The organism is Bartonella sp. AA83SXKL, from assembly GCF_042196965.1.
Lineage (GTDB): Bacteria > Pseudomonadota > Alphaproteobacteria > Rhizobiales > Rhizobiaceae > Bartonella.
The window spans coordinates 1-8,394 of record NZ_JBHIRG010000032.1 but is presented as its reverse complement, the minus strand read 5'-3'; the positions used below and the strand labels follow the sequence as shown (position 1 = coordinate 8,394).

7 protein-coding genes are annotated in these 8,394 nt (G+C 36.0%); 1 reads left to right on the top strand and 6 read right to left on the bottom strand.

Annotated elements, in window-relative coordinates; all coding sequences use genetic code 11:
- Positions 1–3,848, top strand: a 3,848-nt coding sequence (locus ACFINO_RS08490) for a type ISP restriction/modification enzyme (protein WP_375655439.1), incomplete at its 5' end; no start/stop codon positions are given.
- A 483-nt stretch (positions 3,849–4,331) separates the two neighbouring features.
- On the opposite strand, the gene ACFINO_RS08485 is transcribed toward ACFINO_RS08490, so the two are convergent.
- The 6 genes from ACFINO_RS08485 to ACFINO_RS08460 all read right to left on the bottom strand — a co-directional run.
- Positions 4,332–4,796, bottom strand: a complete 465-nt coding sequence (locus ACFINO_RS08485; protein WP_375643532.1) for an SMI1/KNR4 family protein — start codon at positions 4,794–4,796, stop codon at positions 4,332–4,334.
- A gap of 42 nt (positions 4,797–4,838) precedes the next feature.
- Positions 4,839–5,426: an SMI1/KNR4 family protein gene (locus ACFINO_RS08480; protein WP_375655438.1), complete on the bottom strand. Its 588-nt coding sequence runs from the start codon at positions 5,424–5,426 to the stop codon at positions 4,839–4,841.
- Positions 5,427–5,474: 48 nt separating this feature from the next.
- The gene (locus ACFINO_RS08475; protein ID WP_375655437.1) at positions 5,475–6,062 is read right to left on the bottom strand and encodes an SMI1/KNR4 family protein; all 588 of its coding nucleotides are present in this window, start codon (positions 6,060–6,062) and stop codon (positions 5,475–5,477) included.
- The gene (locus ACFINO_RS08470) at positions 6,059–6,532 is read right to left on the bottom strand and encodes an SMI1/KNR4 family protein (protein WP_375613701.1); all 474 of its coding nucleotides are present in this window, start codon (positions 6,530–6,532) and stop codon (positions 6,059–6,061) included. The genes ACFINO_RS08475 and ACFINO_RS08470 overlap by 4 nt, the downstream gene beginning before the upstream one ends.
- 52 nt (positions 6,533–6,584) lie before the next feature.
- Positions 6,585–7,163, bottom strand: a complete 579-nt coding sequence (locus ACFINO_RS08465; protein WP_375655436.1) for an SMI1/KNR4 family protein — start codon at positions 7,161–7,163, stop codon at positions 6,585–6,587.
- A gap of 64 nt (positions 7,164–7,227) precedes the next feature.
- A partial coding sequence (locus tag ACFINO_RS08460; protein WP_375655435.1) for an HNH/ENDO VII family nuclease occupies positions 7,228–8,394 on the bottom strand: 1,167 nt, incomplete at its 5' end.

Sequence of the window (8,394 nt, the reverse complement as noted above, 5' to 3'; positions counted from 1 at the left end):
CCCCTAAGATCTTTACCGACAAGCTGAAAAAGAAGGCTGACGCATCTGATGCTGTTCTGGCGTCCATGGATGATGAAGAGCTCTATGGAAAAAATCTTTACACGTATACTTTTTCAAAAGCTCTAAAAGATAAACTTTTAACACCCTATAAAGTTATCGTCTTGGCTGTTGATGAAGCAATTATTAACGCAACGATTCAGAAACGCCTTAAAGATAAAAATTCCGAACTTATTCTTGATGATACAACTAAAATCATTGGCTGCTACAAAGCACTTTCCCAAATAGAAAAGAAGGAAGAAGATGGCATAAAACCTATGCGTCGTTCTCTGGCTTTTTGTAAAAATATCAAGACGTCTCAATTAGTTAGCGAACTATTCAATGACGCCATTGATGAATATCATAAATTTGTTCCCGAAAGTAAGACTTCTCTTATCTTTGATGTTAAGCACATTGATGGATCTTTTAATGGCAAAAATCGTAATAAATTACTTGATTGGCTTAAAGAAGAGACAGATGAGAATAACTGCCGTGTGTTAACCAATGTCCGATGTCTCTCTGAAGGAGTCGATGTCCCTGCTCTTGATGCGGTTATGTTTTTACACCCGCGTAAAAGTCATGTGGATGTGATACAGGCTGTGGGGCGTGTGATGCGCCGCGCAGAAGGTAAAACAACAGGCTACATTATTTTACCCGTTGGTATTCCCTTTAATATTCCACCACAACAGGCTTTAGAAAACAATACAAAGTATGATGTCATCTGGCAAGTTCTCAATGCTTTGCGTGCTCATGATGACAACTTTAAAAACAAAATAAAAGCCTTAGAGCTGGACCAAGATGTTCGTCATGTGTTTGAGATTGTAGGGGTCACTTTTGACCCTGCTTTACAAGCAATGACCGCAGTTGTTGACGAACTCTCTTTCCACGCGAAATCGGAAAGTGCTGGGCTTCATATTGGTTCAGTAGCAAGTGAAAGCTCTTATAAATATGGAGGACAAAAAGAATTCGAGTTTTATGTTGATGAATTATCGCGTGCTATTAAGCCCATCATTGTCAAAAAATGTGGAGAGCCTAATCAGTGGGGAAATTGGGCTGGCAATGTAGCTGCAATTGCACAAAATCATATTATTCGTCTTAAAAGCATACTCGCTGATAAAAAGAGTGAAGCCTTTCACGCTTTTGATGCCTTTCATAAAGAATTAAAGAACGGTTTAAATGACAGTATCGAGCAAGAGGATGCACTTGAGATGTTGGCGCAACACCTTGTGACACGTCCTATTTTTGAATCCTTGTTTGATGGAAATGAGTTTGTGCAAAACAATGCCATTTCACAAGCCATGGAAAAGATCTTAAGAGAACTTGATAAGATGAATATCAAAGACGAAGCCAAAGATCTTGAAAAGTTTTATCAAAGTGTAAAGGATGATACAGAGGGTATTATTGAAACGCGAGCAAAACAGAATCTTATTATCAAACTTTACGAAGATTTTTTTACCAAGGCATTCAAAAAGACAACAGATAAACTTGGGATTGTTTATACGCCTATTGAAATAGTTGATTTTATCTTACATTCCGTCAATGATGTTTTAGAGCAAGAGTTTGGACAAAGCTTAAGTTCTCGAGGCGTCTCTATTCTTGACCCTTTCACTGGAACGGGGACCTTTATTACACGGCTTTTACAATCCAAGCTCATCAAACCAGAGGATATGAAATATAAATTCCGTCATGATATTCATGCCAATGAGATTGTTTTGCTAGCCTATTACATAGCAGCGATTAACATTGAATCGACCTATCATAGTCTTATGAAAGGAGAGTATATTCCTTTTGAAGGAATTTGTTTAACTGATACGTTTTTGATGCTTGAAGAAAAAGATTTTTTTACACGCTATATGTTTGAGAATTCAGAGCGGTGTAAAAAACAGCAGGAAGTAGATATCCAAGTTATTGTTGGCAATCCTCCTTATTCAACAGGTCAAAAAAATGCTAATGACAATGCAAAGAATACCCCTTATCCCATATTAAATAACCGTATTCGTGAAACCTATGCTGCTCAATCTAAATCAATGAATACGCGAAATTTTTATGACAGTTATATTCGTGCTATGCGCTGGGCAAGTGACCGTATTGGTAATGCTGGGGTAATCGGCTTTGTTTCTGGCTCTGGTTACATAGAAAAATCGACAATGAATAGTTTACGAAAATCTTTAGCCAAAGAATTTACGAGTATTTATGTACTTAATTTACGAGGGGATCTTCGTAAAAATATGTTAAGCAATGGAGCTGCTCAAGAAGGTGAAAATGTTTTTGGTAGTGGTAGTATGACGGGCATTGCCGTGACGCTGTTTATAAAAAATCCCAATACTATTGGACCTTGTAAAATTTACTATCATGATATTGGTGATAATCAAACAAGAGAAAAAAAACTTAAAACAATTAAGGACTTTGGTAGTATTGATGGCATTACACGAAGTAAAAAAGATTGGCAAATAATCACACCAGATAAGCATGGTGATTGGATACGTCAACGTGATGACAGTTTTGAAACATTCTTAGCTTTAGGCGATAAGAGACCTCATGAGAAAAAACTCTTTGAGATTTATTCTTGTGGCATTACGACTAGTCGTGATGCTTGGGCATACAATTCAAGTCGTGCAATTTTAGCGAAAAATATGGGTAACATGATTGCCTTCTATAACAGTGAAGCAGAACGTTTTAATAATGCTTATGCGCACACTGACAGTAAATCACGTACAAAGGCTGTAGATAATTTTGTTAATTCAGATACAAGCAAGATAAGTTGGAGTTTGAATATAAAAAAACAATTAGCAAGAGGTCATATTTTAAAATTTGAAGAAGTCGGTTTTGTTCAAAGTTTATATCGTCCTTTTACACGACAGTGGCTTTATTATAATCGCATTTTTAATGAAGCAATTTATCAAATGCCTCGTATCTTTCCTGTAGAAAAAATGATCAAAAATACAGTGATACAAGTTTCTGCTATAGGGGCAAGAAGTGGATTTTCTGTTATTATGACTAAGGATCTACCTGATTTTCATGCAATAGATACAGGTCAATGCTTTCCACGCTATATTTACGAAGACACAACGGTCTCAAAAGATAAAAACAAAAAACAAACTCATTTATTTTTAATTTCTACAGAAGAAAGTAAAACAGCTGGTTTACAGAAGCGTGATGCCATTACTGATGAGGGACTAGAACATTTTAAAGCCGCTTATCCGAATGAAACCATAACAAAAGATGATTTATTCTATTATGTTTACGGTTTACTTCATTCGGAAGATTATCGCTCTCGTTATGCTGATAATTTATGCAAAGAATTACCTCGCATTCCTTGTGTAAAGAGTGCTGATGATTTTTGGAAATTTGTAACAGCAGGGCGTGAACTGGGTCATTTGCACGTGAATTATGAAACTGTAGAACCTTATCCAGTGACCTTTAAAAAGGGTAATCCAAAACAGACAGAGATCTCTAATCCCGAAAAGTTTTATTATGTAACTGAAATGAAATTTGCAAAAATTAAGAATAGTAAGGAAAAGGATAAATCAACTGTTTTTTACAATAGCAATATCACAATAACAGATATCCCTCTTGAAGCTTATGAGTATATCGTCAATGGCAAGCCCGCTCTTGAATGGGTTATGGGGCGTCAATGTGTTAAGACTGATAAAAAGAGTGGCATTGTTAATGATGCTAATCGCTATGCTGTTGAAACCATTGGCAACCCTGCCTACCCTCTAGAGTTATTTCAGAGGGTTATTACCGTAAGTTTAGAAACAATGAAAATCGTAAAAAAACTACCAAAATTAGAAATTAAAGAAACTGAATAACTTATAAAGCATGCTCACATAATGGGTATGATAAACTCATAAGGGGTATAGAACATAGCGATTAATCTATACCTCTCTTGTTAAGTTGATTACCTACCATCTTAAAAGGAGTGTTTATATGCGTTATTCTAAAAAGAAATCCCATCTTAAAGTGAATAGGCTTCTTTTGAATTGCCTTTAAAAGATTATATCGTAATCTAAAATGAGTGCTTTATGCTTTTCAAAAGCTTTGTTTAAAGAGAGTTATGTATATTCATTTTCTTATATTACTTATAGGTTTTGAAGGTGTAAAAACCGTCAAAACCCCCTCAAAACGTATATTATTAGTTGAATTTATAGGTTGTATTTTTATATAGGTTGTTTTTTTAAGATCTGTAAAATCTTAACCTATTGAAATATATTGATTTTAATTTTCTCTCATTTAAAAAAAATAATGGTGGTTTAACATTGCAATTTGAAAATAAAACCACCATACAAAGAAATTTACTTCAAATTATCTGTAATCCTTTTACAGAGGAATTCATAGAAGTTACTTGCATAATATTGTGGATCCTTGGGTGGAAAATCAAAATAGAGTGCACATTCTCCATTCTGAAATTGAGAATAATCGAAGAAAAATGTCTCTCCAAAATCGGTTCTACTAACAATAAGTTGCTGTGGCGTTGCAAAACCATTTTTTCTATAATTTAAGTTTTTATAAACAATATCATCACTACGAACAATCTCAAAGTTTGTATCATAAACGCTACATATTCCCTCACCACAAATTTCCCCTCTTCCATAGTTTTTTAAAAAACTTTTATAGGAAGACGTAAACTGCAAACCAAGAGTTTTCTCTGCTTTTTCAATCAGTGCATCATCAACTGCTTCATCTGTAGAGCCAAAATCGATACTATCGTTATATTTATCAACTAGTACTGCAACATCAGCTAAGGTATAGGTTTTCATAGATGATCCTCAAAACTTGCGTAACGCTCCATATTTCCCCTATCATTTGCCCCTCCTCCATAGTTTTTTCCAAAAGCTCTTGTAAAAAGGGATAGGTTGCGGAGTGGGAGTGTTCTCAATCTTTTCAATTGGTTGGTCTCCATCAGGTATCTCAACTCCCACGCTTTCTTTAATTCTTTTGCAAAGGAATTCATAAAAATTACTGGCGTAATATTCGCAATTATCCAATGGATACATAACATAGATTGGACATTCTCCATCCCGAAACTGCGTATAATCAAAATAAAAAGTCTCACCAAAATCTGTTCTACTTACGATAAGCTGTTCTGGTGTCGCAAAACCCCTTTTTCTATTATTTAAGTTGCGGAAAACAATATCACCAGCAGCAATACCTATTCCACAATCCCTATAAACGCTACAGATTTCATAACCTCCAATTTCTCCTCCTTTATAATTTTTTAAAAAACTCTTATAAGAAGATGTAAATTGTAAACCGAGAGCTTTCTCCGCCTTTTCAATCAGTAGATCATCAACTGCATCATCTTCAGTACCGAAATTGATAATATCATCATCATATTTATTCACTTTATCAATTAATACTGCAACATCATCTAAAGTATAAGTTTTCATAGATGATCCTCAAAACTTGCGTAACGCTCCATATTTCCTCTATCAATTTCACCTCTTCCATAGTTTTTTCCAAAAACTCTTGTAAAAAGGGATAGGTTGCGGAGTGGGAGTGTTCTCAGTCTTTTCAATCGGTTGATCACCATAAGGTATCTCAGCTCCCACGCTTTCTTTAATTCTTTTGCAAAGGAATTCATAAAAATTGCTAGCGTAATATTCGCAATCTTCAGATGGAAGCATGACATAAAGTGGGCATTCACCATCCCTAAACTGCGTATAATCAAAATAAAAGGTTTCACCAAAATCTGTTCTGCTAACGAAAAGCTGTTCTGGTGTCACAAAACCACGTTCTCTATTGAGTAAGTTTCGGTAAACAATATCACCAGCAGGAATACCTTCCCCACAATCTCCATAAATGCTAAATATTTCATCACCACCAATTTCTCCTCCTCCATATTTTTTTAAGAAAACTTTGTAAGAGGATGTGAATTGCAAACCCAAAGCTTTCTCCGCCTTTTCAATCTGTAAATCATCTGTTTCATTCTCTCTATCATCTTCAGTACCCAAATTGATAATATCATCATATTTATTCACTTTATCAATTAATACTGCAACATCATCTAAAGTATAGGTTTTCATAAATCTTCCCCTGCATGGTCCTTAATTCTTTTACAGAGAAATTCATAAAAATTACTTGCATAATAAAGGGGATCTCCAGATATTACCTCAAAATAGAGCGGACATTCACCATCCTGAAACTGAGAGTAATCAAAGTAAAATGTCTCACCAAAATCAGTTCTACTGACAACAAGCTGCTGTGATTTTGCTAAACCATTTTTCATTTCTGTTAAGCGATTATAGACAATGTCACCACCATAAACAGTTTCAAAGTCTACACCATAAATGCTAAAAATTTCCTCGCAACCAATTTCTCCTCCTCCATAATTTTTTAAAAAACTTTTGTAGGACGAGGTGAATTGTAAACCAAGAGTTCTCTCAGCCTTTTCAATCAATATATCATCAGGTGCATCCTCTGCAGTGCCAAAGTCGATAACATCCGGATACTTATTAATTAATTGTGCAACATCAGCTAAGGTATAGGTTTTCATAGATGATCCTCAAAACGTGCGTGATAAACGCTCCATATTTCCTCTATCAATTTCACCTCTTCCATAGTTTTTTCCAAAAACTTTTGTAAAAAGGTATAAGTTGCGGAGTGGGAGTGTTCTCAATCTTTTCAATCGGTTGATCACCTTCAGGTATCTCTTCTCCCACGTGTACTTTAATTCTTTTGCAAAGGAATTCATAAAAATTACTGGCGTAATATTCGCAATCTTCAGATGGAAGCCTGACATAAAGTGGGCATTCTCCATCCCGAAACTGCGTATAATCAAAATAAAAGGTTTCATCAAGATCATAACTCACAACGAGCTGTTCTGGTGTCGCAAAACCATGTTTTCTATCGAGTAAGTTTTGGTAAACAATATCACCAGCAGGAATACCTTCCCCACAATCTCCATAAAGGCTATAAATTTCTTCACCACCAATTTCCCCTCCTACATATTTTTTTAAAAAAACTTTGTAAGACGATGTGAATTTTAAATCCAAAGCTTTCTCTGCCTTTTCAATCACAAGATCATCAACCGCATTTTTTTCAGTACCAAAATTGATAATATCATCATCATATTTATTAACCTTATCAATTAAGACTGCAACATCATCTAAGGTATAGGTTTTCATCAATTATTCTCCATAAATTATTTTATAAGTCTCTGTTTTTTCTCTTTTCATCAATCGTAGAGCATTACTGCCGGTGCTCCTGTCCCCATCTGTTAAAATCTAGACCTATGATACCCCATCTCATATCGATTATTCCTCCTAAATTACTGTTTTTTTGTTCTCCATACCCATTAGCAAGTTTATACCAATATTCCTCTCTCTGCTTATCAAACTTTTTTCTATCTATGAGCGATTGATGTGTTTTTGGATTAGCATGAATAACAGAAGTATATTTTTTATGAAATTCATGGCTCATTTCTGCTAAGGGTCCATCAGGGGTTTGATTTAGGTGATGCAACTCAACAGACTTACCATCATATCCTATAGGTGCTCTTCTTGCTTTCATTCTATCAATATTAGTGCCCCACACTTTTTCCCCTTTTACCATCCAGTAAGAAATTCTGTTAGGATCAAACAAATCGTCTCTCCGATAAACTGTGTAGGTCTGTCCAAATTTGCTATCGGTAAATTTAGTGGGTTTCTTTTTTAACCAAAGCTTTTTTTCTTTAGCAGCGAGTTTAGTTAGTTCTTTCCTCGCCGCAAGTTTGTCAGGATCTCCTTGAGCTGCAAGTTCTGCAAGATTTTTCTTGGAAGCGAATTGGGCAAAATCTTTCCTAGCAATGAATTTAATCCAAGCCTTTTCGCCAAGCTTTATGCCTCCCTTGGCTGCTCCAGCAACTCCTGTCATTAGGGATGCTGTTTCAGTCAATAATTTTCCAAATTCAAGTCCAGCTTTAAAGGATCCACCAGCACCGGCTCGCTCATATTCCTCCTTCATTTTATTAATGCGATCTACATAGGACTGTCCAAGGGTCTGACCAATTGTCGCCAAAATCTCACCACTGCTGAAAAAATCTTTGAGCGCTTTCAAAGTCTCTTCGGGATGTTTGGCTAGTTGCCAAAAACCATCAACCGTATCGTATATTTCAGCCGGTACACCAGCTACTATACCAGCCCCAAAGCTTATACCTTGCCCTGTACTAATCGCAGACCACTTCGCAGACACTTCTGCTTCACATAAAAGGTCAGGACACTCCTTTAATTCTTTATTCATCTGGGCTATTTGAGCACTGCTGAGGTAGTTATTTTCAGCGGCATTACCTGCGGCATCAGCGCCGGCATCAACATTGCCACCGGCAAGGGCAGCGGCAACGCCCCCAGCAGCCCGTGCAACATCAATGGTGTGGTCTCT